At 71.3% G+C, this 26562-nt stretch carries 26 protein-coding genes; 7 read left to right on the forward strand and 19 right to left on the reverse strand.

Annotated elements, in window-relative coordinates; all coding sequences use genetic code 11:
* Positions 1-284 precede the first annotated feature (284 nt).
* The gene (locus ACWDZ7_RS16920; protein WP_451797660.1) at positions 285-1115 is read left to right on the forward strand and encodes a hypothetical protein; all 831 of its coding nucleotides are present in this window, start codon (positions 285-287) and stop codon (positions 1113-1115) included.
* A gap of 1109 nt (positions 1116-2224) precedes the next feature.
* Here the strand turns inward: ACWDZ7_RS16920 and cbiE are convergent.
* From cbiE to ACWDZ7_RS16955, 7 genes are all read right to left on the reverse strand, one after another.
* The gene (gene cbiE, locus ACWDZ7_RS16925) at positions 2225-3439 is read right to left on the reverse strand and encodes a precorrin-6y C5,15-methyltransferase (decarboxylating) subunit CbiE (protein ID WP_451797662.1); all 1215 of its coding nucleotides are present in this window, start codon (positions 3437-3439) and stop codon (positions 2225-2227) included.
* Positions 3440-3580: 141 nt separating this feature from the next.
* Positions 3581-4225 carry a GNAT family N-acetyltransferase gene (locus tag ACWDZ7_RS16930; protein ID WP_451797663.1) on the reverse strand — a complete coding sequence of 215 codons (645 nt, stop codon included), beginning with the start codon at positions 4223-4225 and terminating at the stop codon, positions 3581-3583.
* A 135-nt stretch (positions 4226-4360) separates the two neighbouring features.
* Positions 4361-5194, reverse strand: coding sequence for a MetQ/NlpA family ABC transporter substrate-binding protein (locus tag ACWDZ7_RS16935; protein ID WP_451797665.1), 834 nt, complete (start codon positions 5192-5194; stop codon positions 4361-4363).
* Positions 5195-5196: 2 nt separating this feature from the next.
* A complete protein-coding gene (locus ACWDZ7_RS16940; protein ID WP_451797666.1) occupies positions 5197-6030 on the reverse strand; it encodes a MetQ/NlpA family ABC transporter substrate-binding protein in 834 nt (277 codons plus the stop codon).
* Between the two features lie 123 nt (positions 6031-6153).
* The gene (locus tag ACWDZ7_RS16945; RefSeq protein WP_451797667.1) at positions 6154-6900 is read right to left on the reverse strand and encodes a methionine ABC transporter permease; all 747 of its coding nucleotides are present in this window, start codon (positions 6898-6900) and stop codon (positions 6154-6156) included.
* Positions 6897-7955, reverse strand: a complete 1059-nt coding sequence (locus ACWDZ7_RS16950; RefSeq protein ID WP_451517310.1) for a methionine ABC transporter ATP-binding protein — start codon at positions 7953-7955, stop codon at positions 6897-6899. The genes ACWDZ7_RS16945 and ACWDZ7_RS16950 overlap by 4 nt, the downstream gene beginning before the upstream one ends.
* Positions 7956-8361: 406 nt before the next feature.
* Positions 8362-9009 (reverse strand): HAD family hydrolase, encoded by a 648-nt coding sequence (locus ACWDZ7_RS16955; protein ID WP_451797669.1) that lies wholly within the window; start codon positions 9007-9009, stop codon positions 8362-8364.
* Between the two features lie 113 nt (positions 9010-9122).
* On the opposite strand from ACWDZ7_RS16955, the gene ACWDZ7_RS16960 reads away from it, so the two are divergent.
* Positions 9123-9482 (forward strand): hypothetical protein, encoded by a 360-nt coding sequence (locus ACWDZ7_RS16960; protein ID WP_451517309.1) that lies wholly within the window; start codon positions 9123-9125, stop codon positions 9480-9482.
* 1 nt (position 9483) lies between these two features.
* Positions 9484-9915, forward strand: a complete 432-nt coding sequence (locus ACWDZ7_RS16965; RefSeq protein ID WP_451797670.1) for a hypothetical protein — start codon at positions 9484-9486, stop codon at positions 9913-9915.
* A 785-nt stretch (positions 9916-10700) separates the two neighbouring features.
* Here the strand turns inward: ACWDZ7_RS16965 and ACWDZ7_RS16970 are convergent.
* The 3 genes from ACWDZ7_RS16970 to ACWDZ7_RS16980 form a co-directional block, all read right to left on the reverse strand.
* Positions 10701-11204 (reverse strand): GNAT family N-acetyltransferase, encoded by a 504-nt coding sequence (locus tag ACWDZ7_RS16970; protein WP_451797672.1) that lies wholly within the window; start codon positions 11202-11204, stop codon positions 10701-10703.
* A gap of 37 nt (positions 11205-11241) precedes the next feature.
* Positions 11242-11769 carry an RNA polymerase sigma factor gene (locus tag ACWDZ7_RS16975; RefSeq protein ID WP_451797673.1) on the reverse strand — a complete coding sequence of 176 codons (528 nt, stop codon included), beginning with the start codon at positions 11767-11769 and terminating at the stop codon, positions 11242-11244.
* Between the two features lie 94 nt (positions 11770-11863).
* Positions 11864-13090 carry a glycerophosphodiester phosphodiesterase gene (locus ACWDZ7_RS16980; protein ID WP_451797675.1) on the reverse strand — a complete coding sequence of 409 codons (1227 nt, stop codon included), beginning with the start codon at positions 13088-13090 and terminating at the stop codon, positions 11864-11866.
* Between the two features lie 345 nt (positions 13091-13435).
* On the opposite strand from ACWDZ7_RS16980, the gene ACWDZ7_RS16985 reads away from it, so the two are divergent.
* Positions 13436-14179: a lysophospholipid acyltransferase family protein gene (locus ACWDZ7_RS16985; RefSeq protein WP_451797677.1), complete on the forward strand. Its 744-nt coding sequence runs from the start codon at positions 13436-13438 to the stop codon at positions 14177-14179.
* 92 nt (positions 14180-14271) lie between these two features.
* On the opposite strand, the gene ACWDZ7_RS16990 is transcribed toward ACWDZ7_RS16985, so the two are convergent.
* The 4 genes from ACWDZ7_RS16990 to argH all read right to left on the reverse strand — a co-directional run bounded on the left by ACWDZ7_RS16990 (position 14272) and on the right by argH (position 19046).
* A complete protein-coding gene (locus ACWDZ7_RS16990) occupies positions 14272-15816 on the reverse strand; it encodes an MFS transporter (protein ID WP_451797678.1) in 1545 nt (514 codons plus the stop codon).
* Complete coding sequence (locus ACWDZ7_RS16995) at positions 15813-16364, reverse strand: TetR/AcrR family transcriptional regulator (protein ID WP_451797680.1); 552 nt, start codon at positions 16362-16364, stop codon at positions 15813-15815. Before ACWDZ7_RS16995 ends, ACWDZ7_RS16990 begins: the two co-directional genes overlap by 4 nt.
* Before the next feature lie 124 nt (positions 16365-16488).
* A complete protein-coding gene (locus ACWDZ7_RS17000; protein ID WP_451797796.1) occupies positions 16489-17463 on the reverse strand; it encodes an aldo/keto reductase in 975 nt (324 codons plus the stop codon).
* A 152-nt stretch (positions 17464-17615) separates the two neighbouring features.
* Entirely contained in the window at positions 17616-19046 is a 1431-nt protein-coding gene (gene argH / locus ACWDZ7_RS17005) for an argininosuccinate lyase (RefSeq protein WP_451797681.1), read from the reverse strand.
* A 153-nt stretch (positions 19047-19199) separates the two neighbouring features.
* Here argH and ACWDZ7_RS17010 point away from each other — a divergent pair, with 153 nt between their 5' ends.
* The 3 genes from ACWDZ7_RS17010 (at position 19200) to ACWDZ7_RS17020 (ending at position 21620) form a co-directional block, all read left to right on the forward strand.
* Positions 19200-19787 carry a pyridoxamine 5'-phosphate oxidase family protein gene (locus tag ACWDZ7_RS17010; protein WP_451517295.1) on the forward strand — a complete coding sequence of 196 codons (588 nt, stop codon included), beginning with the start codon at positions 19200-19202 and terminating at the stop codon, positions 19785-19787.
* Positions 19788-19790: 3 nt separating this feature from the next.
* On the forward strand, positions 19791-20510 hold the full coding sequence (locus ACWDZ7_RS17015) for a L,D-transpeptidase family protein (protein WP_451797683.1): 720 nt from the start codon (positions 19791-19793) through the stop codon (positions 20508-20510).
* Positions 20511-20636: 126 nt separating this feature from the next.
* Entirely contained in the window at positions 20637-21620 is a 984-nt protein-coding gene (locus tag ACWDZ7_RS17020; protein WP_451797684.1) for a bile acid:sodium symporter family protein, read from the forward strand.
* A gap of 24 nt (positions 21621-21644) precedes the next feature.
* Here ACWDZ7_RS17020 and ACWDZ7_RS17025 read toward each other — a convergent pair whose 3' ends face one another.
* Genes ACWDZ7_RS17025 through argC form a run of 5 tightly spaced genes read right to left on the reverse strand, consistent with a single transcriptional unit; the run spans position 21645 to position 26523 of the window.
* Entirely contained in the window at positions 21645-22187 is a 543-nt protein-coding gene (locus ACWDZ7_RS17025; protein ID WP_451797685.1) for an arginine repressor, read from the reverse strand.
* 7 nt (positions 22188-22194) lie between these two features.
* Positions 22195-23400, reverse strand: coding sequence for an acetylornithine transaminase (locus tag ACWDZ7_RS17030; protein ID WP_451797686.1), 1206 nt, complete (start codon positions 23398-23400; stop codon positions 22195-22197).
* Positions 23397-24350 carry an acetylglutamate kinase gene (gene argB, locus ACWDZ7_RS17035; protein WP_451797688.1) on the reverse strand — a complete coding sequence of 318 codons (954 nt, stop codon included), beginning with the start codon at positions 24348-24350 and terminating at the stop codon, positions 23397-23399. The genes ACWDZ7_RS17030 and argB overlap by 4 nt, the downstream gene beginning before the upstream one ends.
* Complete coding sequence (gene argJ / locus ACWDZ7_RS17040) at positions 24347-25498, reverse strand: bifunctional glutamate N-acetyltransferase/amino-acid acetyltransferase ArgJ (RefSeq protein WP_451797689.1); 1152 nt, start codon at positions 25496-25498, stop codon at positions 24347-24349. Before argJ ends, argB begins: the two co-directional genes overlap by 4 nt.
* The gene (argC, locus tag ACWDZ7_RS17045) at positions 25495-26523 is read right to left on the reverse strand and encodes an N-acetyl-gamma-glutamyl-phosphate reductase (protein WP_451797691.1); all 1029 of its coding nucleotides are present in this window, start codon (positions 26521-26523) and stop codon (positions 25495-25497) included. Before argC ends, argJ begins: the two co-directional genes overlap by 4 nt.
* Between the last annotated feature and the right edge of the window lie 39 nt (positions 26524-26562).

A 26562-nucleotide genomic window follows, 5' to 3' on the forward strand; every position in this document is an offset into this window, starting at 1 on the left:
GGCCCGACGGCCTGAGCAGCCTCGGCGACGTGTGCAGCGTCGGCTACGGGGAGGGGCCCGGCACCGGCGTGAGCAGCATGGGTCGCAGGCAGGGACCCGGCGGCCTGAGCGGCCTCGGCGGTGTGAAGGGCCTCAGCATCCTGCAATGACTCAGCCGTTTCAGCGGCCTCCGCCACCTGGAGGGGCTCCGCCGCCTCAGGGGCCTCGGCAGCATGGAGTAGCTCGGCCCCCTCAGGGACCTCCACGGCGTAAGCGCCCTGGTCGGCGTGAGCGGCCTCGGCGACATGAGCAACCCCCGCCGCATCGGCGGCCCCAGCGGCGTAGTGCACCTGGTCGGCGCCGACAGCTCCGGCGGTGTGGGCCGCCTGGTCCTCGTGGCTGGCCTCGGCGGCGTGAGCAGCCCCAGCGGCGTGGGCCACCTGGTCGGCGCCAACAGCTCCGGCGGCGTCGGCAGCCTGGTCAGCGTGGGCGGCCTCGGCGGCACGGTCAGCCCCGGCGGCGTGAGCGGCCTCGGCGGCGTGAGCGGCCTCGGCGGAGTCGACCTCGGCGGCGTGCAGCAGCTCCGCCGCGTCAACGGATTCCGCACCCTGGAGGGCCTCCGCCCCCTCAACGGCCTCCACAGCATGCAGGGACTCCGCCGCGTCAGCGGCCTCGGCGGCATGGAAAAGCTCGGCCGCGTCAAGGACCTCCGCGTCGGGAGCGCCCTGGTCGGCATGGGCGGCATGGGCGGCTTCGGCGGCATGAGCAGCCGCAGCGGCATGAGCAGCCCCCGCCGCGTCGGCAGCCCCAGCGGCGTCGGCAACCCCAGCGGCCTGAGCAGCCCCGGCAGCGCGGGTCGCTTCGCCGGCATGAGCAACCCCCGCCGCATCGGCAGCCCCAGCCCCGTCGGCGACCTCGCCGGCCTGGCGCGGCTCCGCCGCATCAACAGCCTCCCCAGCCCGCGGAGCCTCCGCCGTCTCGACGGCCCCCGCTGCCTGAGCCGCCTCCGCACCCTGGAGCGCCTCAGGGCCCTGCTGCTCCTCCGCCGCGGCCACGGCCTCCCCCGGCTGCGACGCAGGCGTGACGCCAGAGGCATCTGTGACTACTGCGCCCTCCGGGACGACCGTTTCTGCTGATGCCGGATAGGTCCCTTGCTGTGGCTGCGGCTGAGGCTGCGCCTCCGGGGCCGCCCACGGCTCACCCGCCTGCGGCGGAATCTCACCGAGCTGCGGCCCCGGCAGAGGCGCCTCGTCGTGCGGGATGTCGAGGTACTCGGGCCCGGCCGTCGGCGGCCCCGCCTGACGCGGAGGCGTCGCCCCGGCAGGACCCCGGTCGGCGAGCGAACGCACGGGGCTGCCCGAGCTGTCCGGCACCGCGGGGCCCGAGGGGCCATGGTGCAGCGGGCGGCGGGAGGGCCCCGGATGGGACGCGGCGGGCGCGGCGCCGGGCATGCGGACGCCGGTCAGGTCGACGGAGCCGCTGTCGCGGCCCGACGTCTCGTGCGGACCCGGCTGATGAGCGGGGTGGGCGAACTGGCCGGGATGGGCCAACTGGCCGGGATGGGCCGACTGGGAGGAATGGGCGGCCTCAGCGGCCCGGCCCGGACGCGGTCTGTGCCCCGAAGCCTGACCCTGGCCCGCCGCCGACTGCGCCTCGCTCCACGCCCCCTGGGCGCCCGGCATCAGCAGCAGATCGTCGTCGGTGGGGTTCTCGAAGGGGTCGGAGGAGTCGGAGGGCTCGGAGGGGTCGGCGGCGTCCACGAAGGTATACGCACCCGGAGCGGGAACGCCCGGCTGCTGTGCCCCCATGCCCTGCACGGGCCCGAAAGGTACACCATTGCCTGCGCCCTCCGGCAGCCCCTCGCCCGGGACCTGGCCGGTGTCGGTCATGCGTAACCCCTCGCCCATCGGTTAGTGCTTCTTCGACCGCCCCTCACCCTTCGGCCGGGGAGGCCCCATTGACCGGAGCGGCGCACCAACCGCCCGTCATCCTCAACGAGCGTGCGCGCCGCGCGGCACGAACCGCTTACCGGACAACAGGCATTGTCCCCGTCGGCCCGCCGCCGCGGCAGCTTGATCGGCCACGGCCCGCTGTGGACTGCGCCACGTTGCGCGTCCTCCGGTCCTGCCGTACCACACGGCCCCCCAAAACGGGCGGACTTTCCGGACCTCGACCAACGAATTGCCGGGTATCCGGGTGCGGTACAACGATCGGCCAGCCTACCCCGCGCCGTGCCGCGACAGGGTCAGGGGGAACGGACCGGCAACCGCCCGGAGAGCAGGAATGCCACGGTCCGCTTCTCCTCCCGCCAGGCGCGGGTGTCGAGCTCCACGGACTGGAGGAGGGCGCATTCGACGGCGTATCCGTGCTCGGACAGATCCCTGCCGATGAGTTCGGCCGCGTCGCGTGTCGCGGCGTGCGTCACGATGCGCTCCGGGCGGCGGTCGGCGACCGCGGAGACGACCGGCGCTCCCCCGCCCCCCACGCGTACGACATCCGGTTCGGGAAGGTCTTCCAGGACGTGCGGGGCGACGCCGTGCACGGTCTGCGCCTGGACCCCGAAGCGGCGCACGGCGGCGGTCGTACGGCCGAGGGCGTCGGCGTCGTGGTCGACGGCGATCACGGCGGCGCCGAAGCGGGCCGCCTCCGCGGTGAAGGCGCCGCTCCCGCAGCCGATGTCCCAGACGAGGTCGCCCACGCGCGGCCCGAGACGGGAGAGTTGCGCCGCCCGCAGCCGGTCGCTCTCCCCCTCGCCGAGCCAGACGTCACCGCCGTACTCCGCGGCGGGCAGCGCCCAGCCGCGCGGCGCGACGGACGGCTCGCGCCCGGCGATCCAGCCGGTGTCGGAGGAGGCGGCGGTGCCGCCGATGACGATGACGACGTTCGGGTCGCGCCAGGCGTGGTCGGCGGCCTTGTCGGAGGTGACCACGGAGACCCGCTCGCGCTCGGTGCCGAGCTCCTCGCAGATGACGAAGGTGCGGTGGACGCCCTGGAGCAGCAGGCTCAGCTCGGCGGGTCCCGCGCCGGGCGAGGTGAGGACGGCGACCTTGGTGTGGGCGCGGCAGACGTTCACGGCGCGGCGCAGGGTGCGGCGGTGGGCGACGACGACCTCGGCGTCGTCCCACGGCATGCCCGCGCGGGCGAACGCCTGGGCGACGGAGGAGACGGCGGGCACCACTTCGACCTCCAGGCCGAATTCGGGGGCGCGCAGCGTGCGTACGACACCGAAGAAGCCCGGGTCGCCGTCGGCGAGGACGACGGCGGTGCCGCGGTGGGCGGCGATGCGGCGGGCGGCCAGGCCGACGCTGCCGAGGCGGATCCGTTCGGCGCGGGCGGGCAGCTCGTCCAGCGCCAGGTGGTGGGCGGCGCCCGCCACGAGCGTGGCGGCGCGGAGCGCGGAGCGTGCCGCGTCGGTCAGCGGCGTACCGTCCCAGCCGATCACCGTGACCCGGTCGGCCATCGTCGTCTGTCTCCTGGGTTCTCGCGGGTCGTCAGTGCTGGGCCGGTGGCTGCGGGGAGCGACCGCGCACGCGGCCAGGGGCGAGCGTACCTGGTGGAAGTCGGGGGGTGCCGGGGCCGTGCCGGGCCCGGCGGCGCCGGCTCAGTTCCAGTCGGAGAAGGCGGAGAAGCCGCTCTCGGCGAAGCTTTCGGACACGCCTTCGAGGTCTTCGGGGAGGAGGCTCCACACGATGAGGTCGGTGCGCACCTCCAGCCAGCCGCCGAAGGGGTCGCCGCCGTTTCTCGTACGTGCTATCCAGGCGCCGCGCAGGACGCCCTCGCTGATGCAGCCGATCTTCTGGGCGACCTGCTGGGCGGCGGTGTTGTCGGCGGCGGTGCGCAGCTCGATGCGCTCGAACGCCTGGTCGTTGAAGAGCCACTGGGCGGTGGCGAGCGACGCCTCCGAGGCGTAGCCCTCGCCGCGGGCCCAGGGGGCGACGACGTAACTGAGTTCGCTGGCGCGCACCCGCCAGTCGGTGTTGCGCAGGTGGACGACGCCGACCAGGCGCTGGGTGAGGAACTCCGTGACGGCGAGGGCGATCCCGCGGCCCTCGGTGCGCTCGGCCGGGGCGAGCCGGGTGATCCAGTCGCGGGCGTCGGCCTCGGTGTAGGGCTGGGGTACGGAGGTCCAGGCGGTGACCATCTCGTCGTTCATCATCTCCGCGTACGCGGGGACGTCGGCGTCCTCGAACGGGCGCAGCACCAACCGCTCCGTGCTGATGGAGATGTCGGGGAAGGTGGTTGTCATGCGCTGCTCCGTAACCTGGAACCCTCGGGCCTGCTGAAGTGCCCAGCATGCAGCATGTCGGCGCGTGGACGCACCACGGGGTCCGCTCCTTCAACAGGAGAGGACCCCGGTGCGCGGGCGGGAACGGACTGTGCGTCAGTTCCCTTGGACGGGCAGGACGGAGCCCTTGTACTTGCCCTCGATGAACCGCTTCACCTCGGGTGAGGTGAGCAGCTTCGCCAGCTTCCTCACCCGCGGGTCGTCCTCGTCGCCCTTCTTGACGGCGAGCACGTTGTTGTACGGGTTGCTCTTCGGCGACTCCAGAAGGATGGCGTCCTTCTTGGGGCTGAGCCCGGCGTCGAGCGCGTAGTTGTTGTTGATGACGGCCGCGTCGAGGTCCTCCAGCGAGCGCGGCAGCTGCGCCGGGTCGAGCGGCTTGATGGTCAGCTTCTTCGGGTTGGACGTGATGTCCTCGGGCGTCGCGGTGGAGCCGGCGCCCTTCTTGAGCCCGATGACACCCTTGGAGGCGAGGAGCTGGAGCGCCCGGCCCTCGTTGGTCGTGTCGTTGGGGACGGCGACGGTCGCACCCGCCCGCAGCTTCCCGATGTCCTTCAGCTTCTCGTCGTTCTTCGCGTACACGCCCATCGGCGGCAGGTACACCTCGGTGACCGGCACCAGCTCCGTCTTCTTGGACGCGTTGAAGTCCTTGAGGTACGGGGTGTGCTGGTACAGGTTGGCGTCGAGGGAGCCCTCCTGGAGCGCGGTGTTCGGCGTGACGTAGTCCGTGAACTCCGTGATCTGAAGGTCGAGTCCCGCCTTCTTCGCGAGGTTCTCCTTGATGTACGTGAGGACTTCGCCGGCCGGGGTCGGGGTGGCCCCGACGACGAGCTTGTCGCCGTCGGGGCCCTTGTCCGAGCCGGCACCGCACGCGGTGAGCCCCAGCGTGAGGGCGAGGGCGCCCGCGCAGGCTGCGATGACGGACGTGCGCACGATCAGAACGCCGCGACGACGGCGCCGTCGTACTTGTCGTCGATGAACTTCTTGACCTCGGGCGAGGTGAGGAGCTTGGCGAGCTTCTTCACGCGCGGGTCCTTCTCGTCGCCCTTCTTGACGGCGAGGAAGTTGCCGTAGGGGTTGCCCTTGGCCTTCTCGGCGACGAGGGCGTCCTTGGCGGGGCTGAGCTTGGCCTCAAGGGCGTAGTTGCCGTTGATCACCGCGGCGTCGACGTCGCTGAGGGAGCGGGGCAGCTGGGCCGCCTCCAGCTCCTTGAACTTGAGGTTCTTCGGGTTCTTGGCGACGTCCTTGGGGGTGGCGTCGTAGCCGACGCCCTTCCTGAGCTGGATGACGCCGTTGTCCGCGAGGAGCCTGAGGGCGCGCGCCTCGTTCGTGGTGTCGTTCGGGACGGCGACGGTGGCGCCGTCCTTCAGGTCGCCGAGCTTCTTGACGCCCTTGGAGTAGACGCCGAGGGGCTCCAGGTGCACGGTGCCGTTCGGGACGGGCACGATGTCCGTGCCGTTCTTCTTGTTGAAGTCGTCGAGGTACGGCTTGTGCTGGAAGTAGTTCGCGAAGACCTCGCCCTGCTGGACGGCGGTGTTCGGCGTGACGTAGTCGGTGAACTCGCGGACTTCGAGGTCCAGGCCGGCCTTCTTGGCGAGGTTCTTCTGGACGTAGTCCAGGATCTCGCCCTGCGGCGTCGGGGTGGCGGCGACGACGAGCGCGCCGTCCTTGTCTCCCGCGGAGCCCTTCTCGGAGCCGCAGGCGGAGAGCCCGAGGGTGAGTGCTCCGGCGGCGAGGACAGCGGTGGTGATCTTGGCGGTGTTACGCACGAAAAGTGCCTTTCTCCATGGGTGGTGCGGCCCCGCGGTGCTCTGCGGGGAAGTCTGCGGTGCGGCCCCGCGGTCCTCTGCGGGGCCGTCTGCGGTGCGGCCCGGGCGGGCCGGGCGGGCCGGTCAGCCGGTCTTGGTGGTCGACTCGGCGGCGACGGGCGCGGGCAGCGCCCCGCGCAGCGGCCGGAACAGCAGCCGCGGACCGGAGCCGCCGCCGCGCTTGTGCAGCCTGCGCGCCGCGTAGTCGCCCGCGAACTGGATGATCGAGATGACCACGGCGAGGATCGCCACGGTGATCCACATCAGCTCGGTCTCGAAGCGCTGGTAGCCGTAGCGCAGCGCGAGGTCGCCGAGGCCGCCGCCGCCGACCGTGCCCGCCATCGCGGAGTAGCCGATGAGCGCGACGATCGTGGTGGTGGCGCCGGAGATCAGCGAGGGCAGCGACTCCGGGACGAGGACCTTGCGTACGACGGTCCAGGTGGAGCCGCCCATCGACTGCACGGCCTCGACGAGCCCGCCGTCGACCTCGCGGACCGAGGTCTCCACCAGGCGCGCGAAGAACGGGACGGCACCGACGGCGAGCGGCACGAGGGCGGCCTCACGGCCGATCGTGGTGCCGGTGATCCAGCGCGTGAAGCCCATCAGGGCGACCATCAGGATGATGAAGGGCATCGAGCGGGCGATGTTCACGATCTGCCCGATGACCTTGTTGAGCACGGAGTTCTGCAGGAGTCCGCCGCGCTCGGTGAGGACGAGCAGGATGCCGAGCGGCAGTCCGGCGACGACGGCTATCAGCGTCGACCAGCCCACCATGTACAGGGTGTCCCAACAGGCCTGCTCCAGCAGGGGCTGCATCTCCGACCAGGTCACTTGGCACCTTCCTTGACCAGCGGCGTGGCGTTCTTCGGTGTGATCACGGGGTCCTGGCCCGCGATCTCCACCTGGAGGCCCTGCTCGCGCAGGAACCCGATCGGGACGACGTTCTCCTCGAAGCGGCCGGGCAGTTCGATGCGCATGCGGCCGACCTGCCTGCCCGCGACGGTGTCCATCGCGGCGCCCAGGATCGAGATGTCGATGTTGTACGTGCGTGACAGCTGGGAGATGACCGGCTGGGTCGCGGCCTCGCCGTGGAAGGTCACGTCGACGACGGTGCGGTCCTCGCCCGTGGCGTCGCCGCTGACGGGGAAGAGCGCGGCGGCGAGCTCGGAGCCGGGCGTCGCGAGGAGTTCGCTGACGGTGCCGGACTCGACGATCCGGCCGCGCTCCATGAGGGCGGCGGAGTCGCAGACGCTCTTGACGACGTCCATCTCGTGCGTGATGAGCAGGACGGTCAGGCCGAGCTGCCTGTTGAGGTCGCGCAGGAGCTGGAGGATGGAGCGGGTGGTCTCCGGGTCCAGCGCGCTGGTCGCCTCGTCGGAGAGCAGCACCTTCGGGTCGCCGGCGAGGGCGCGGGCGATGCCGACGCGCTGCTTCTGGCCGCCGGAGAGCTGCGCGGGGTAGGAGCGGGCCTTGTCGGCGAGGCCGACCAGGTCGAGCAGGTCGAGTGCCTTGCGGGAGCGCTCCTGGCCGGAGAGGCCGAGGATTTCGAGCGGCAGTTCGACGTTGTCCTGCACGGTGCGCGAGGAGAGCAGGTTGAAGTGCTGGAAGACCATGCCGATGCGGTTGCGCGCCCGGCGCAGTTCCTTGCCCGCGCGGGGGCCGCGTCCGGCCAGGGCGGTGAGGTCCTGTCCGGCGACGCTCACGGTGCCGGAGGTGGGGCGCTCCAGGAGGTTGACGCAGCGGATCAGGGAGGACTTGCCGGCGCCGGACTGGCCGATGACGCCGTACACCTCACCCTCGCGGACGTGCAGGTCGACTCCGTCGAGGGCGGTTACTTCACGACCGCGTGAGCGGTAGACCTTGGTAAGGCCGGAAGTGGTGATCACAGGGGATTCCGTCACTGTCGAGTGCGCGGCGCGGGTGTGGCCGGGCACGGGGCATTCGTTCGGAACGCGGCACGGTTCTCGCGGTGGCGAAAGGAACCGGAGGACGTGTGCGCGGGGCGGGCTCGCTTCCTACGTCAGTACGGCTTTCGTCGCGTACGTCGTGCAGGGGCGCGGCACAGCGGCTTCGCTTCGGGGCGCGAGGCTCTTCAGTGGTGCGGGGGCCCTCAGAAGGCGCACATTCGACACATACAACGAGCACCGGGCGTCATCGTCGCCTCGGTCGCAAGGGTGCGGCTGCTCGTCGTGGTCATGGGCCCAAGTAAAACACGCGTGAGGTCGCCGCCCGCCACCGCTGTCCGTATAGCGGACAGCGGTGGGACGGGGCCGGGCGTCACGGGCCCGGCGCTCAGCCGGCGACGGTGATCTCCACGGCACCGGCCGTGGCCTGCGCGGACACGGTGGAGAGGTCCTTGACGAGTACGTCCGCCACCAACTCGGAGCCGTCGTGGGTTGTGGCCAACGCCACGGTCGTCATGCCCGCGGCCCGTCCGGCCTGGAGACCCGCCGGCGCGTCCTCGAAGACGACGCAGCGCGCCGGGTCGGCGCCCAGCTTGCCGGCCGCGAGCAGGAAGGGCTCCGGGTCGGGCTTGCCGCGCGTGATGTCGTCGGCGGCGATGAGCAGGCCGGGCCGGATGCCGACCTCGGCGAGCCGGGCCTCGGCCAGGACACGGGTGGCGGAGGTGACCACGGCCCAGCGGTCCGCGGGCAGCGAGTCCAGCAGCTCACGGGTGCCGGGCAGCAGGTGGACACCGCCCGGCACGTCCGAGACCTCCAGCTCCTCGATGCGGGCGACGGCCCCGGCGACCCTCTCCGGGGGCAGCAGGTCGGCGGCTATCTCGGCGGCGGGACGGCCGTGCAGTTCGACCCGGGCGAACTCCTCGGCGGTGATCCCGTACTCCCGCGCCCACCGGGTCCAGCAGCGGTACACCGACTCCATGGAGGAGATGAGGGTGCCGTCGTTGTCGAACAGAAGCGCGTCAGCCTGGATGTTCATGGGGTCCGAGCCTACGGGTCGCCCGCGGGGCGTCGCACGGGACCACCGGGGGCGTCGCGGCGGACCAAGGGGCAGGCGCATCGGGTCAAAGGGCCCGTAATAAAGTCACGGGCATGCTTGTTGCCCTGACGATCGCGACCGCCGTGGCCGCGCTCGCCCTCGCCGCCTGGTGCGGTTTCGCCGCCTACCGCGACCAGCCGACCAAGGACTGGCACTTCATCGGCATGGGCGTGGTGACACTCCTCGCCCTGGTCCAGCTGATCGTCGGCATCGTCCAGCTCGCGCGCGGCGAGGACCCGGAACAGGGCACGACGATCTTTGTGGCGTATCTGCTCGGCTCCTTCGCGTGCGTCCCGGCGGCGGGCTTCATGTCGCTCGCCGAACGCACCCGCTGGGGCTCCTTGACGGTCGCCGCGGGCGGCGTGGTCCTCGCCGTGCTCGAAGTGCGGCTCTACGACATCTGGGGTGGCTGAGATGACGGAGACCGAGAAGGGCGCGGGCGGCGGCCCCCGCCAGAAGCTGATCACCGGCCCGGGCATCCTGCTGCTGTGGCTGTACGGCGTGATGGTCGTCGGCGCGGTGTCGCGCTCGGCGGTACAGATCTCGACGGACTTCGACAAGGCCCCGCTCGCGTACTCGCTGTCGGCGCTCGCGGGCCTCGTCTACGGCTTCATCACGTACTCGCTGGTCCGCGGCGGGGACACGGCCCGCAAGGCGGCGCTGGTGTGCTGCGCCGCCGAGCTGGTGGGCGTGCTGGCCGTGGGCACGTGGACCCTGGCGGAACCATCCGCCTTCCCCGACGCCACGGTGTGGTCGGACTTCGGGATGGGCTATCTGTTCATCCCGGTGATCCTGCCGGTGACGGCGATCTTCTGGTTGGGGAAGGCGCGGCGGGCGGGACGCTGAGCGCGGCGGGCATGCGCGCGGGCATGCCGGGTGCGGCTCAGGCCTTGGCTTCGGCTTTCGCCACCTTCGCCACCTGGGCCTTGACCAGACCCTGGTCGGGGCCCGTGGCCTCCCAGGGCGCCTCCTGGGTTCGGCCCTGAAGGTGACGACGGTCGAGCCGCTGCGGTCATCGAGAAGGGCTCCACGTACAACGAACCGAAGGGCAAGCCCGATCCTCTCCCCGACCCTTCTCACGCTGCGGGGCACCGCTCTCCTTCGCGTACCCGGCCGTCAACTACTGCTGACGGGAATCAGGGCTCGGCCAAGCATTGAGTCCCGGGTCGGAGTGCAGACAGACCAGCGGGCGATTCGCGCAGACTGCCAGTTCCAGAGAGTCCACAAAGGTGGAACCAAGCCCCCAGATCCAACCCATACCCGCAGCAACCACCCTTCCTCCAGTTCCGGGTCACCTCGGGCTTGCCGCCCACCCCGTGCAGGACCTGTTTGCTGCGGTTGCCGGACGCGTCGTAGTCGAAGTCCTGCCAGTAGGCCCCAGGCCCACCGAGCGTGGGCGCGCTCGGGTCGCTCGCGCACGCCTTGTTCTGCCTGCCGGTGCCCGCGGCCTCGTCGGAGGCGTTGGCCGTCGCCCGGGCGGACGTCAGCCGGCGCTGCCAGTCGTAGCGGAAGCACTGGACGTCACTTCGTTCGACGCCGGTGCGGCCGCCGCGCGACCCGTGTCCAGGTCGGGTCGCGTCGGCCGGCCGGTATTCAAGGCCCGGCGGCTTTCGCCGTCGGGCGGGGTGCCGCTAGGCGCTGGTCACGTATGCGCGCGCGTCGGAGTCCTTGGAGAGGGTCACGACGGTGAGGCGGTCGTTCACACGCTCGGTGCCGACGGGGACGTACCCGTGTTTGCGGTAGAGCTGGAGGTTCTGTTCGCTGCGGTGGCCGGTGAAGAGTCGGAAGCACTTGGCGGCGCCGCTCGCGCCGAGCTGTCGCTCGATCGCGTCGAGGAGCCGGCCGCCCAGGCCGTGCCGCTGCATGCGGGGGTGGACGATGAGCTTGCCGATCCGCGCGGTGCCGTCGGTGTCGACCGTGCCGCGTACGGAGGCCACCACTTCGTCGCCGAGGCGGGCCACCAGGACGGTGCCCGCCGTCAGTTCGGCCTTGATGGAGTCGAGGGACTGGGTCAGTGGCTCGATCGAGTAGTCGCCGTAGAGCTCGGCCTCGCTCTGGTAGCAGAGGTACTGCAGTTTGAGGATCTGTTCGGCGTCCGCTTCGGTCGCCTCCGAGATGGTCACGCTCATGCCCATGTGTGCATGCCTCCCGCTCACCTGCTCCACCGGTTGTCTAACGCTCCTTTGCCCTCGGTTCAGGAGCCGCAACCTCCGCCGCCAGCATTCTGCGCAGGCATCCCAGGCATCGGGAACGTTCCGGCCCCAGACTCCCCTGTGACATTCCCAACTCCCCTGCGATTTCCCGGTAGGTGAGGTCCTTGGGGGAGAGCAGTGCGGCCATGAGGCGGGGGCAGCGGCCGGGCAGTCTGCGTACCGCGGCGTGCAGGGTGCGGTGCCGGTCGGCGATCAGGGCGCGCTGCTCGGGGCCGCCGTCGAAGTCTGCGGCGGGCTCGGCCGCGTACGCCATCTCGCGCCGGGCGGAGCGTCGGGAGCGGCGCGCCTCGGACCGGACGGCGCCGCGCAGCCACAGCGCCGGGTCGGCGGGCGGACCGTCGGACTCAAGGCGCTCCAACAGGCGCAGCCAGACAGCCTGTTCCAGGTCACCGGGGTCGTCGCCGGAGCCGAGGGCCTCCGCGGACGCCTCGGCGGCGAGCAGCCGGCGCAGGGTGGGGATGAGCGTGGGAATGAGCTCGTATGTCATGCACGGCGGGACGCGGCCGCTCCGGCGGGAGGTTTCCGGAGCGGCCGTCTCTCACCCCAATCGGGGCCGGGCGATCAGCCGTTGACGTCCCTGCTCAGCGGTCGGCGTAGTCCGCGGCGGCGAGCAGCGCGGTGTCCGGGTTGTCGGAGAAGATGCCGTCGATGCCCGTCTCGAAGTAGGCCTTGAAGGCGCCGAAGGCGTCTCCGTAGGCGGCCGGGTCGGTGCCCTTCCTGAAGTTCGCCGGCAGGAAGGTGTTCTCGTTGCGCATCGTGTACGGGTGCAGGACCAGGTCCGCCGCGTGCGCGTCCTCGACGAGCGTGGTCGGCGTGCCGAGGCTGCCGTCGGGCTTCCTCGGGATGATCAGGTCCAGGGTCGGGCCGATGCCCTGCGCGAAGCGCGCCATCCACTCCAGGCCCTCGGGCTTGATCAGGTCGGCGACAGTACGCGGGTCGCCCGCCTCGACGAAGTCCCAGGGGCGCGAGCTCGCACTGGACAGGAGCACGACGCGGGGCGCGGAGACCAACTTGGCCAGGCGCTGGATGCTGCTGGGCTCGAAGGACTGGAGGAAGTTGGGCGAGTGCTTCTTGTGGCGGCCGTACCGGCGCAGGAGCTTGGCCAGCGGCTCTTCGAGGCCGAGGCCCAGCTTGCGGAAGTAGGTGGGGTGCTTGGTCTCGATGTGCAGCCAGATCTGCTTGCCGCGCTTGCGGCCCTCCTTCTCGGCCCACTGGAAGACCTCTTCGAGGGTGGGCACGTCCCAGCGGCCGTCGTAGAGGGTGTTGTGCTGACGGGTGCCCGGGATGCGCTCCTTGGCGCGCAGCGTCTTCAGCTCGGCGAGCGTGAAGTCCTCGGTGAACCAGCCGGTGAGCTTGGCGCCGTCCACGGACTTCGTGGTCCTGCGGGACGCGAACTCGGGGTGCGCCGCGACGTCCGTCGTCCCGGTGATGTCGTTCTCGTGTCGGCAGACGAGATGGCCGTCCTTGGTGGGCACGACGTCCTGCTCGATGACGTGCGCGCCCATGTCCAGGGCGAGCTGGTACGAGCCGAGCGTGTGCTCGGGCCGGTAGCCGCTGGCCCCCCGGTGCGCGACGACGGTCGGCTTCGGCAGGCTCTTGTATCCGCCGTGCCCTTGCCCGTGCCCTTGCCCGTGCTCGCGCTCATGTCTCTGGTCGGCTCTCGCCACGCCGGGCAGCCCGACCACGGCCGTGCCCGCGCCGAGGATCGCCGCCCCCAGTACCGCTCGGCGCCCCCGGCTCGTCCCCGGCTGCTGCCGGCCCGGCTCCTGCCGGCCCGACTCCTGCTGACCCGACTCCTGCGTCGCCATTGGCGCTCCTCCCGATGTACTACCGCCCTGCACCTGACAAAGCGGGATGATCGTAGGTGGCCGCGAGTGACGAGTGGGAGACCCTGGACGGAACGGGAGGATGACGCGGCATGGCGAGTGGCCGCGCCGTGGGCACACCATGGGGATGGCGGTCCGTGCCGAGGGGCCGTTACGGGGGTCGCTACGGGGTCGCTACCGAGAGAGAAGTGTGTGCGTGACAAGGACCACTACTTCGGGCCACACCGTCCCCACGGGGATACCGTCGTCCCAAGGGGGACGACCCGGGGGAGCACCGCGCCGGGCCATGTCAACTCTGCGTATCGAGTACGTGAACCCGATGTGCAAATGGCAGCGACCCGCGAGTACCGTACTCACCTGCACTTACTCGTCGTCGACCCGTTGACACCGGAGGGCCTGTTGTCCCGTCTAGCGCTCATCAAGGCAGTGCTCGGACCGATCTTGCGCCTGATGTTCCGCCCACGGGTAGAAGGCGCCGAGAACATCCCGGGGACCGGGCCCGTCATTCTGGCCGGAAACCACCTGACGTTCATCGACTCGATGATCCTGCCGCTGGTGACCAACCGTCCCGTGTTCTTCATCGGCAAGGACGACTACGTCACCGGCAAGGGCCTCAAGGGCCGCCTGATGGCGTGGTTCTTCACGGGCGTCGGCATGATCCCGGTGGACCGCGACGGGGGCCGTGGCGGTGTCGCCGCGCTGATGACCGGGCGGCGCGTTCTCGACGACGGCAAGGTCTTCGGCATCTACCCCGAGGGCACGCGTTCGCCTGACGGGCGGCTGTACCGGGGGCGTACGGGCATCGCCCGCCTCACCCTGATGACCGGGGCGCCCGTCGTGCCCTTCGCCATGATCGGCACGGACAAGCTCCAGCCCGGCGGCAAGGGGCTGCCGCGGCCCGGCAAGGTGGCGGTCCGCTTCGGCGAGGCGATGGAGTTCTCGCGGTACGACGGCATGGACCGCGATCGCTATGTGCTGCGGGCGGTGACGGACTCCGTGATGACGGAGGTCATGCGGTTGTCCGGGCAGGAGTATGTGGACATGTACGCGACCAAGGCGAAGGCGGCGTAGCCCTGCGGGGCTTGGGCGGATCTGTTCTGCGGGTTCGTTGTGGTTGCTCGCGCAGTTCCCCGCGCCCCTGAGGGGGCGGGGCCTTTCCGCGCCTAGTGGGGGGCGGCTGTGTCTTCCAGTTTCTGGTTCTTCAGGAGGAACCAGGCCACTGTCGCCGTCGCCAGGAGGACTGCCGCGCCTACGCCCGCCGCCAGGCGCAGGCCGTCGACGAAGGCTGTCTGGGCCGCTGAGAGCAGGGCGTCCGCCTGGTGGGGTGGGAGGCCGTCGAGTGATTCGACCGCGCCGCCCAGCGATTCGTGTGCGGCCGACGCCACGTCGGGCGGGGTGCCCGCGGGGGCCGTGAAGTCGCGGTAGACGCCGGTGACGATGGAGCCCAGCAGGGCGATACCGAGCGCCGCGCCCAGTTCGTATGCCGTTTCGGAGACCGCGGAGGCCGCGCCGGCCTGTTCCTTGGGGACGCTGGAGAGGATGACGTCGGCGGTCACCGTGAACGAGAAGCCCGCGCCGATGCCGACGACCAGGAGCGAGGCGCCGAGCAGCGGGTAACCCGTGTTCTGGCTCAGGCCCGTGAGCGCGGCGAGCGCGAGGCCCACCGCCGCGAGGCCGCCCGCGACCACGATGCGGACGGAGAAGCGTCGCGCGACCACGCCCGCGAGCAGGCCCGCCCCCACCGCGCCCACGGCGGCGGGCAGTTCGGCGAGGCCCGCCTCGAACGGCTGCCTGCCCTGCACCAGTTGCAGGAACTGGGAGAGGAAGAAGACCAGGCCGGAGAGGCCGAGCACGGTCAGCAGGTCGGCGAGGACCGCTCCGGAGAAGCCGCGGTTGCGGAAGAGCCGCATGTCCAGAAGTGGCGCCGCGAGCGTCAGTTGGCGGCGTACGAACCAGGTGAGGGCCGCCACGCCCACCACCGCGGAGACCGCGACGTCCCAGCGCATGCCGTGTGCCGCCGCCTCCTTGATGGCGTACACGACGGCGATTATGCCGACGAGCGAGAGGACGACGCTGATCAGGTCCCAGGGGCCGGGCGCGGGGTTCTTCGACTCGGGCAGCAGCTTGATGCCGACGACGACGAGGACGGCCATCACCGGCAGGTTGATGAGGAAGACCGAGCCCCACCAGAAGTGTTCGAGCAGGAAGCCGCCGACGACCGGCCCGACGGCCGCGCCGGCGGACGCCATGGCTCCCCAGATGCCGACCGCGAGGCTGCGCTCGCGCGGGTCGTGGAAGATGTTCCGGATCAGCGCCAGCGTGGACGGCATCAGGGTCGCGCCCGCGACACCGAGCAGCGCACGGGCCAGGATCATCAGCTCGGGTGTGGTGGCGTAGGAGTTCAGCACGGAGACCGCGCCGAAGGCGACGGCTCCGGTGAGCAGCAGTTTCTTGCGGCCGATGCGGTCGCCGAGGCTGCCCATGGAGACGAGCAGACCGGCGATGACGAAGGAGTAGACGTCGCCGATCCACAGCAGCTGGGTGCCGGACGGCTTGAGGTCCTCGCTGATGTACGGCGTCGCCAGGCCGAGCACGGTCGCGTCGACGGCGACCAGGAGCACGGCGAGGACGAGCACGGCGAGCGCGAGCCAGCGGCCGGGGCCGCGCTCCACGTCCGCCTCGGCGGTCCGGTGGTGTGTGCTGGTCATGAGTCCACTCTCCGCCGCGCGCCGCCGATCAGCAGCTCGGCGATCATGTACGGGAAGTCCTTGGCGGCCACTCGGCCGTCCTGCACGGCCCAGGCACCCGAGCCGATGAGGCCGTAGAGCGCCTCGGTGAGCCAGGCAGGGGTCAGGTCGATGCGGAATTCGCCGCTCTCCTGGCCGCGCCGGAAGAGCGCGGCCAGACGGGCGTCGATGCGGGACCAGCCCTCGTGCTGCGTATCGCCCTCGAACAGCTGGTTCTCGGTGTAGAGGAACGCGAGGAGCCCGGCGGCGGGCTCGATCTCCTTCACCAGGCGCCGCAGGGCGTCCTGGGCGCTGCCGTCATCCAGCCCCGACCGGTCCAGGGCCGCCTCGCACTCGTGGAGCCCCAGCTCTTCCAGAGCGCGTACGAGCGCGTCGCGGCCCGCGAAGTGGCGGTGCAGGGTGGCTCGGCTGATGCCCGCGGCGCGGGCGACCTCATCCATGGTGGAGGTGGCTTTGCGGGTGAGCAGAGCCGCGGCGCTGCGCAGAACCTGGTCGCGATCGACTGACATGAGACGAGTCTAGACCTAATGAGACAGGTTTGTCTCATTAGGGGGGCTCGGCTCCTTCGGATCAGCGGCAGCGGCCCGGCTCAGCGGCTGCCGATCAGCGACAGCAGCCCCGCAGCGGCTCCGCTCAGTGCCAGGGCAGCTCCCCGCGCCGCCCCCAGTATGCCCGGGGGTCCTCCACGAGCCGCGCGAGGCGTTCGGCATGGCCCGCGTCCAGGTCGACCGCGGCCGCGTGCAGGTTGGAGACGAGCTGCACCGCGGTGGCCGCCCCGGACAGGATCACGCCCGCCCACGGCTCGCGCAGCAGCGCGGCGAGCGCCACCGCGTCGCAGCCGAGGCCCGTCTCCTCGGCGACCTCGCGCAGCGCGGCGGGCGCGTGCGGGGCGGCGAGCCGGCCGTTGGCCATGCCCTCCTTGACGAGCACCGTCAGACCGGCGTCGTGCGCCTCGGCGAGCGCGGGCCCCGCCGATGTCTCCAGGAGGTTGTACGTCGCCTGGACGGTGCGGAAGAGCGGCTCTCCGTCGACGGTGACCGCGAGGGCGGCGCGAATGGCCGCCGCCTGGTCGGGGCCGCTCACGGAGAGGCCGACGGTGACGCCCTCGGCGGCCAGACCGGCGAGGCGGGCGTGGAGTTCCTTGTCGGTGAGCGCCGGGCTCCCGGGCGTGACGGAGTGGATCTGGTAGAGGTCGAGCCGGTCGCCGAGCAGTTCGGCGCTCTCCGCGCGCTGCCGGTCGTAGGCGGCGACACTGTGGTCCTTGACCTCGTGCGGGCCCTCGGTGTCGGTGCGCCAGGCCGCCGTGTACGTATAGCCCCACTTGCTGCCGACGACGACGTCACGGCTGTCGGGCCTGGCGTGCAGCCAGTCGGCGAGGAACTCCTCGGAGCGGCCGTACGAGCGCGCCACGTCGACGTAGCGGACCCCTGAGGCGTACGCCGCGTCGAGGAGTTCGAAGGTGCGCTCGCGCAGGGCCTCGACGCTGCGGGACGGCGGCAGGTCGGCCTCGCGGCCCAGCGTGATGTAGCCGGGCCTGCCGACCGCGGCGAGGCCGAGCCCTATGTGCGCGGTCGGGGTCGTGGCTGCGGCCAGCCGGGCGAAGGGCATCGCGGGCTCCTCGTCGTAGTCGTCGTAGTCGTCGTGCGCGGGGACCCCGCGCAAGGGCCCCCCGCGAGGGTCCCCCCGCAGGGGATCCCCTCGCAGGGGATCTCCCCCGCCGCGTGGGATCCCCCCTCCAACGTAACCGCGACGCCCCTCAGTCACCCGCGTGCGGCCGCCCACTCCTCCTGGACCGCCAGGTCCGCCTTGACCTCGGCGAGCTGGACGGCGACGGCGGAGGGGGCCGTGCCGCCGCGGCCGTCGCGGGAGGCCAGGGCACCCGGCACGTTCAGGACGGCGCGCACCTCGGGGGTGAGGTGCTCGGAGATCTTGGCGAACTGCTCGTCCGTGAGCTGGTCCAGCTCGATGCCCAGCCGCTCGCACTCCTTGACGCACTCGCCCGCGACCTCGTGCGCGACGCGGAACGGCACGCCCTGCTTGACCAGCCACTCGGCGATGTCGGTGGCGAGCGAGAAGCCGGCCGGGGCCAGCTCCTCCATGCGCTCGCGGTTGACGGTGAGCGTCGCCATCATGCCGGTGAACGCGGGCAGCAGGACCTCCAGCTGGTCGCAGGAGTCAAAGACCGGCTCCTTGTCCTCCTGGAGGTCGCGGTTGTACGCGAGCGGCAGCGCCTTCAACGTGGCGAGCAGGCCCGTGAGGTTGCCGATGAGACGGCCCGACTTGCCGCGCGCCAGCTCGGCGATGTCAGGGTTCTTCTTCTGCGGCATGATCGACGAGCCGGTCGAGAAGGCGTCGTGGAGGGTGACGAAGGAGAACTCCTTCGTGTTCCAGATGATGATCTCCTCGGCGATCCGGGAGAGGTTCACGCCGATCATCGCGGTGATGAAGGCGAACTCCGCGACGAAGTCGCGCGAGGCCGTCCCGTCGATGGAGTTGCCCACGCTGCCGTGCTCGAAGCCGAGGTCCCTCGCGACCGCCTCCGGGTCGAGGCCGAGGGACGACCCGGCGAGCGCGCCCGAGCCGTACGGAGAGACGGCCGTCCGCGTGTCCCACTGCCGCAGCCGCTCGGCGTCCCTGGACAGCGACTGGACATGGGCGAGCACATGGTGGGCGAAGAGGACCGGCTGGGCGTGCTGAAGGTGCGTACGTCCCGGCATGGCGACGTCCGGGTGCGCCTCGGCGAGTCCGACGAGCGCGCCCTGAAGGTCGGCGATCAGGCCGCCGATGATCCGCGCGTGGTCGCGCAGGTACATCCGGAAGAGCGTCGCCACCTGGTCGTTGCGGGAGCGCCCGGCCCGCAGCTTGCCGCCTAGATCGGGGCCGAGCCGCTCAAGGAGGCCGCGCTCCAGGGCGGTGTGGACGTCCTCGTCGGCGATGGTGCCGACGAACGAGCCGTCGGCCACATCGGCTTCGAGCTCGTCGAGCCCGGCGAGCATGCGGGTCAGCTCGTCCTCGGTCAGCAGGCCCGCCTTGTGGAGCACGCGCGCGTGGGCGCGGGAACCGGCGATGTCGTACGGCGCGAGGCGCCAGTCGAAGTGGACCGACGCGGACAACTTGGCCAGGGCCTCGGCGGGCCCGTCGGCGAACCGTCCGCCCCAGAGCCGTACGTCACCGCCGTTGTTGCTGCTCACTGCACGTGCTCCTCAGGCTGTCTCTTGCCGGTGTACCGAAACGCGATATGCATGAGTATGCAGAACTCTGCATGCTTCGTCAATCGGCCGCTCCGTGGAGCAGGTATCCGAAGTCGTTAGACAGGCGAAGGATCTTGGCCAATAATCACCGCCATGGGAAAGACTTACGAACGCATAGACGGCAGGCTCCGTACGTTCATCGAGAAGCAGCCGATGTTCTTCACGGCGACCGCGCCCCTCTCCGGTGACGGCACGATCAACCTCTCCCCCAAGGGTCTCAAGGGCTCCTTCGTGGTCGTCGACGAACTGACCGTCGCCTACCTGGACTTCGCGGGCAGCAACGCCGAGACCGTCGCCCACCTGCGCGAGAACGGCCGCATCACGCTCATGTGGTGCGCCTTCGAGGGACCGCCCAACATCGTGCGGGTGCACGGCCGCGGCGAGCCCGTCTTCCGCGACGACCCGCGCTTCAAGGAACTGCTCGGCCACTTCCCCGGCATCGACACCACACCGCACGGCCTGCGTGCCATCGTCGTCGTGACGGCCGAACTCGTCCGTGACACCTGCGGGTACGCGGTGCCCTTCATGACGTACGACGAGGACCGCGACCTGCACGCCAAGCGCTTCGCCCGCGAGGACGACGCGTCGCTCAACGCCTACTTCACCAAGAAGGAGCACATCGCACGGAGTATCGACGGCCTTCCCGGGCTGCCGCTGCCGCTGCCGCCCGCTAGCGTCTGAGCCATGCGCCCACGAGCCGCCGTCCTCGCCTCCGCCGTCCTGCTCGCCGCCGTCGGCATGCTCGGGACGGGTGGCTGGCGGGCGCCCGGCTCGGGGCCACCGCTTCCGGAGCGGATGGCCGACACGGGCGGCGGCAGTCAGCTCATCACCGCCGAGGCGTCGGGCACCGACTCCACCACCGGCACCCTCATCTGGTGGGACCGGCAGGACGGGCGCTGGGTGGAGTCCGGCTCCGCGCCCGCCCGGTTCGGCGCGAAGGGCCTGGTGGAGGGCGGCTCACGCCGGCAGGGGACGGACACGACACCCACGGGGCTCTACGGACTGCCGTACGCCTTCGGGATCGAGCCGAAGCCCGCCGACACCGACTACCCGTACCGCCGCGTGACGAAGGAGTCCTGGTGGTGCCAGGACAACCGGTCGCGCGCCTACAACCGCTGGTCCGAGCCGCTCGCCGCCGACTGCCGGGCCGACCGGTCCGAGCACCTCATCACGTACGGCCCGCAGTACGCGCACGCCCTCGTGATCGACTTCAACTACGCGCGCCCCGCGCGCGGGCGCGGCGCCGGGATCTTCCTGCACGTGAACGGGCGTGGCCCGACGACGGGTTGCGTGTCGGTGTCCGCGGACGCGATGCGCGCGGTCCTGCGGTGGGCGAAGCCGGACCGGCGGCCGCACATCGCGATCGGCACGGAGTCGGGGGCGACGGCCCTCAGGCGGTACTGACGCCACGGCCTCTTTCACGCGACCCCTTCTCACGCGCTCCCTTTTCACGCGCCCCCGTTCTCCGTGTAGCGACCACATACCGAGACGGGGTTGCACGCGCGCGTGGCCGGGGCGTTGCATCGCGCCGTGCAATCCGAACAGACGATCCCCAGCCCCACCGATGCCGGGGGCGGTGCCGACAAGGCCGCCCGCCGCGCCGTCACCGTCTTCCCCGTCCTCGTCCTGGCCGCGGGCGCCCTCGGCCTCGCCGCGCCGGGCGCCTTCGAGGGCTGGGGTACGAACGTCCCGTACCTCCTGGGTGTCGTGATGTTCTGCATGGGGCTGACCATGACCCCGCTGGACTTCCAGGGCGTGGTGAAGCGGCCCTGGGCCGTCGCGCTCGGGCTCGTCGCCCATTACGTGATCATGCCGGGGCTCGGCTGGCTGATCGCCCATGCGCTCGGCCTCTCGCCCCAGCTGGCGGCCGGGGTGATCCTGGTGGGCTGCGCGCCGAGCGGCACCGCGTCCAACGTCGTGACGTATCTGGCGCGCGGCGACGTGGCCCTGTCCGTCTCCGTCGCCACCGTCTCGACCGTCCTCGCGCCGCTGATCACACCGCCGCTGACACTGCTGCTCGCGGGCGAGTACCTGCCCGTGGACGCGGGCTCGATGGTCACGGACATCCTGAAGACCGTGCTGCTCCCGGTCATCGCCGGGCTGGTGGTGCGGCTGCTCCTCGGGCGGTACGTCGACCGGGCGCTCGGCGCCCTGCCGTGGCTGTCCGCGCTGACCATCGCCGCCATCGTGGCGATCGTCGTCGCGGGCAGCGCCGCGGCCATCAAGTCGGCCGCGGCGCTGGTGTTCCTCGCGGTGTTCCTGCACAACGGTCTTGGCCTCGCGCTCGGCTACGGCGCGGGCAGACTGGCCCGCCTCGGCCCGCCGGCCTCGCGGGCGATGGCCTTCGAGGTGGGCATGCAGAACTCGGGCCTCGCGGCGTCCCTGGCCACGGCGCACTTCAGCCCGCTCGCCGCGCTGCCCTCGGCGGTGTTCTCCGTCTGGCACAACGTGTCGGGGGCGCTGGTCGCGGCCTGGATGGCGCGCGGTCAGAAGGCACCGGCCGGGCGGATGTGATCGGCGGCGCCCAGGACCCGGGGGTCAGTCGTTGGAAGCCAGCCGCAGCAAGTGGTCCGCCAGGGCCTGTCCCCCGCCCGGCTCCCTGCTGATCAGCATCAACGTGTCGTCGCCCGCGATCGTCCCGAGGACGTCGTGCAGTTCGGCCTGGTCGATGGCCGACGCCAGGAACTGGGCCGCGCCCGGCGGCGTACGCAGCACGACGAGGTTGGCCGAGGCCTCCGCGGAGATCAGCAGCTCCGCGGAGAGGCGCCGCATCCGCTCCTCCTTGGCCGACTCCCCCAGCGGCGCGCGCGGCGTGCGGAAACCGCCCTCGCTCGGCACCGCGTAGATGAGGTCGCCCTCGGCGTTGCGGATCTTGACCGCGTTCAGCTCGTCCAGGTCCCGGGAGAGCGTCGCCTGTGTGACGGTCAGACCGTCGTCGGCGAGCAGCTTCGCCAGCTGGCTCTGGGAGCGGACCGGCTGCCGGTTGAGGATGTCCACGATCCGGCGGTGGCGTGCGGTGCGGGTCTGCGGCACGGCGGGACCCGCGTGGTCGCCGTGCTCGTTGCCTTGCGCCTGGCTCATCGTCGTCTCATTCTCCGGATCGTCCGTCCCCGTCGGCCTCGGCGGCCTTGTCCAGGATGCCGGGCAGCGCCCGGAGGAACGCGTCCACCTCGTCGTCGCGCACGTTCAGCGGTGGCATCAGCCGTACGACATCGGGGGCGGGCGCGTTCACCAGGAAGCCGGCGTCCTGAGCCGCCTGCTGCGCCCGCGGCGCGAGCGGCTCGGTGAGCACGATACCCAGCAGCAGGCCCGAGCCCCTGACATGGTCTACGAGCCGGTGTCCGAGTGACTCGATTCCGTCGCGCAGCTTCTCGCCCGCCCGCTTGGTGTTCTCAAGCAGTCCCTCGGCCGCGATGGTGTCGACGACGGCGAGCCCCGCGGCGCACGCGACGGGATTCCCGCCGAACGTCGTGCCGTGGTGACCGGGCTTGAAGAGCTCCGCGGCGGCGCCGAACGCGACGGTCGCGCCGAGCGGCAGACCACCGCCGAGACCCTTCGCGAGCGTGACGACGTCCGGCTCCACGCCCTCGTGCGCGAGGTGCTCGAACCAGTGTCCGGTCCGGCCGATTCCGGTCTGCACCTCGTCCAGGACGAGGAGCGTACCGGTGGCCCGGGTGATCTCCCTGGCCGCCCTGAGATAGCCGGCGGGCGGCACGACGACGCCGATCTCACCCTGGATCGGCTCGATGATCACGAAGGCGGTCTCGGTGGTGACGGCCGCGCGCAGGGCCTCCACGTCTCCGTACGGGACGTGGGTGACGTCGCCGGGCAGGGGCAGGAACGGCTCGCGCTTGCCGGGCTGGCCGGTGAGGGCGAGCGCGCCCATGGTCCGGCCGTGGAAGCCGCCGTCGGTGGCGACCATGTGCGGACGGCCGGTAAGGCGGCCGATCTTGAAGGCGCCCTCGTTGGCCTCGGCGCCGGAGTTGCAGAAGTACACGCGGCCCTCGCGCCCGAAGAGCTCCAGGAGCCGTTCGGCGAGCGCGACGGGCGGCTCGGCGACGAAGAGGTTCGAGACATGGCCGAGCGCGCCGATCTGCGCGCTCACCGCCTCCACGACCGCCGGGTGGGCGTGGCCGAGCGCGTTGACCGCGATGCCGCCGACGAAGTCGACGTAGCTCTTGCCGTCGGCGTCCCACAGCTTGGTGCCCGCGCCGCGCACGAGGGGCAGCCGCGGCGTGCCGTAGTTGTCCATGAGCGCGCCCTGCCAGCGGGCGGTCAGCTCCTGGTTGCTCATGACGTCCCCTCGGTGTCGTCGTGACGTGTGTCGTCGTGCGGCGCGTCCGGCACGACCATGGTGCCGATGCCCTCGTCGGTGAAGATCTCCAGCAGGATCGAGTGCTGGACGCGGCCGTCGATGACGCGGGCGGTCTCGACACCGTTGCGGACGGCGTGCAGACAGCCCTCCATCTTGGGGACCATGCCGCTGGCCAGCTCGGGCAGGAGCTTCTCCAGCTCCTTGGCGGTGAGTCTGCTGATGACCTCGTCGGAGTGGGGCCAGTCCTCGTACAGCCCCTCGACGTCGGTCAGGACCATCAGGGTCTCGGCATCAAGAGCCGCAGCGAGTGCCGCAGCCGCCGTATCAGCATTGACGTTGTAGACATGGTGATCGTCCTGGGAGCGGGCGATCGAGGAGACGACCGGGATGCGGCCGTCGGCGAGGAGCGCCTCGATGGCGCCCGTGTCGATCCGGGTGATCTCGCCGACCCGGCCGATGTCGACCAGTTCGCCCTCGATGCGGGGCTGGTGCTTGGTGGCGGTGATGGTGTGCGCGTCCTCGCCGGTGATGCCGACGGCGAGCGGGCCGTGCTGGTTGAGCAGCCCGACCAGCTCGCGCTGCACTTGTCCGGCGAGCACCATGCGTACGACGTCCATCGCGTCCTCGGTGGTGACTCGGAGCCCCGCCTTGAACTCGCTGACGATGCCGTGCCGGTCGAGGGCCTCACTGATCTGCGGCCCGCCGCCGTGCACGACGACGGGCCTGAGGCCCGCGTGGTGCAGGAAGACGACGTCCTGGGCGAAGGCGGCCTTGAGCTCGTCGTCGACCATGGCGTTGCCGCCGAACTTGATGACGACGGTCTTGCCGCGGTGCCGGGTCAGCCAGGGCAGCGCCTCGATGAGGATCTGCGCCTTGGGCAGCGCGGTGTGCTTGCGCGCGGTCGGCTGACTGCTGGGGTCCTTGCTCATGACGAGTACGCGCTGTTCTCGTGGACGTAGTCCGCGGTGAGGTCGTTCGTCCAGATGGTCGCGGTCTCGTCGCCCGCGGACAGGTCGGCGGTGATGACGATCTCCCGGTAGCGCATGTCGACGAGCTCGCGGTCCTCGCCCACGGAGCCGTTCTTGCAGACCCATACGCCGTTGATGGCGACGTTCAGCTCGTCCGGGTCGAAGGCGGCGGACGTCGTGCCGATCGCGGAGAGCACCCGGCCCCAGTTGGGGTCCTCGCCGTGCAGGGCGCACTTGAGGAGGTTGTTGCGGGCGATGGAGCGGCCGACCTCGACGGCGTCGGCCTCGCTCGCCGCGTTCACGACCTCGACCTTGATGTCCTTGCTGGCGCCCTCGGCGTCGCCGATGAGCTGGCGGCCCAGGTCGTCGCAGACCTCGCGGACGGCCTCGGCGAACTCGGCGTACTCCGGGGTGACCTCGGACGCGCCCGAGGCGAGCAGGAGCACGGTGTCGTTGGTGGACATGCAGCCGTCGGAGTCGACGCGGTCGAAGGTGAGCCGGGTGGCGTCGCGCAGCGCACGGTCCAGGACGCCGGCTTCGAGGTCGGCGTCGGTGGTGAGCACGACCAGCATCGTGGCGAGACCGGGGGCGAGCATGCCCGCGCCCTTGGCCATGCCACCGACGGTCCAGCCGTCCTTGGTGACCACGGACGTCTTGTGCACGCTGTCGGTGGTCTTGATGGCGATGGCGGCCTTCTCGCCGCCGTGCGCGGAGAGTTCGGCGGCGGCCTTCTCGACGCCCGGCAGCAGCTTGTCCATGGGGAGTGTCACGCCGATGAGCCCGGTCGAGGCGACGGCGACCTCGCCCGCGTTCAGGGACAGCGTCTGCGCCACCTTCTCGGCGGTGGCATGCGTGTCCTGGAAGCCCTTGGGTCCCGTACAGGCGTTGGCGCCACCGGAGTTGAGGACGACGGCCGAGACGAGGCCGCCCTTGAGGACCTGCTCCGACCAGAGGACGGGGGCGGCCTTGACGCGGTTGGAGGTGAAGACGCCCGCGGCGGCCTGTCGGGGCCCGGTGTTGACCACGAGGGCCAGGTCCGGGTTGCCGTTCTCCTTGATTCCGGCGGCGATGCCCGCGGCCGTGAATCCCTTGGCTGCCGTCACACTCACGGCGCGACTCCGATCGTAGTCAGCCCGGTGGCCTCGTCGAGGCCGAGGGCGATGTTCATGCTCTGCAGGGCGCCGCCCGCGGTGCCCTTGGTCAGGTTGTCGATGGCGCTGATCACGATCACGCGCCCGGCCGCCTCGTCGTACGCGACCTGGATCTGTACGGCGTTCGAGCCGTACACGGAGGCCGTGGCGGGCCACTGCCCCTCGGGGAGCAGCCGCACGAAGGGCTCGTCGGCGAACGCCTTCGCGTACGCGTCCCGCACGGACTCGGCGCTGACGCCCGCCTTCGCCTTCGCGCTGCACGTGGCGAGGATGCCGCGGGGCATCGGGGCCAGGGTCGGCGTGAAGGAGACGGTGACGGGGGCGCCCGCGACGGCGCTCAGGTTCTGGATCATCTCGGGGGTGTGGCGGTGGAGGCCCCCCACTCCGTACGGGGACATGCTCCCCATGACCTCGGAGCCGAGGAGGTGCGGCTTGGCGGCCTTGCCCGCGCCGGAGGTGCCGGACGCGGCGACGATCACCGCCTCGGCCTCGACGAGGTCCGCCGCGTACGCCGGGAAGAGCGCGAGCGAGACGGCGGTCGGATAGCAGCCGGGCACGGCGACGCGCTTGGCGCCCGCCAAGGCGGCACGTGCGCCCGGCAGTTCGGGAAGGCCGTAGGGCCAGGTCCCGGCGTGCGGGCTTCCGTAGAACTTCTCCCAGTCCGCCGCGTCCGCCAGCCGGAAGTCGGCGCCCACGTCGACGACGAGGACGTCGGGGCCGAGCTGCTCGGCGACGGCGGCGGACTGCCCGTGGGGCAGCGCCAGGAACACGACGTCGTGCCCCGCGAGGACCTCGGCGGTGGTCGGCTCCAGGACGCGGTCGGCGAGCGGACCCAGATGCGGCTGCAGCGCACCCAGGCGCCGGCCCGCGTTCGAGTTCCCGGTCAGAGCGCCGATCTCCACCTCGGGGTGGCCGAGCAGCAGACGCAGCAACTCGCCGCCCGCGTACCCACTCGCCCCTGCCACTGCTGCGCGTACCGCCATGGAACCCTCCTCTTGGATGGCATGACTATACGTACAGCC

This window comes from Streptomyces sp. NPDC003032, from assembly GCF_053591415.1.